General features: G+C 58.8%; 1 rRNA gene. It reads right to left on the bottom strand.

Annotated elements, in window-relative coordinates:
- Positions 1-333, bottom strand: a 23S ribosomal RNA gene (locus J3473_RS19345); the annotation flags it as partial.
- Positions 334-519: the final 186 nt, after the last annotated feature.

Below are 519 nucleotides of genomic sequence, written 5' to 3'. Positions count from 1 at the left end.
TCCGAAAAGTCCCACGACCCCGTACCTGCAACGCCTGACAGCTCTCACACAGATACGGTTTAGCCTCTTCCGCTTTCGCTCGCCACTACTCACGGAATCGCGGTTGCTTTCTCTTCCTGTGGGTACTGAGATGTTTCACTTCCCCACGTTCCCTCTACCCGCCCTATATATTCAGGCGGGAGTGACTGGACTTGCCTCCAGCCGGGTTTCCCCATTCGGAAATCCTCGGATCACAGTCTGGTTATCGACTCCCCGAGGCTTATCGCAGATTCCTACGTCCTTCTTCGGTTCCTGGTGCCAAGGCATCCACCGTGTGCCCTTAAAAACTTGATGCACAAAGATTTTAAGATGCTCGCGTCCACTGTGTAGTTCTCAACATACGGGCGGGCCCTCGCCGTACCCGGCGCCTACCGAGCAGCTGCTCGGCGGTTCGACCGCGACGAAGGTCCGACAGCCCCACCCCACCGCAACGGCGGGAGTGAAGGCCCGAGGGGGGAACACCACCAGCATCAAGCCGGC

The sequence above is a fragment of the Phycicoccus sp. DTK01 genome, from assembly GCF_017312765.1.
GTDB classification, from domain to species: domain Bacteria; phylum Actinomycetota; class Actinomycetes; order Actinomycetales; family Dermatophilaceae; genus Phycicoccus; species Phycicoccus jejuensis.
This window is presented reverse-complemented; position numbering and strand designations above follow the sequence as displayed.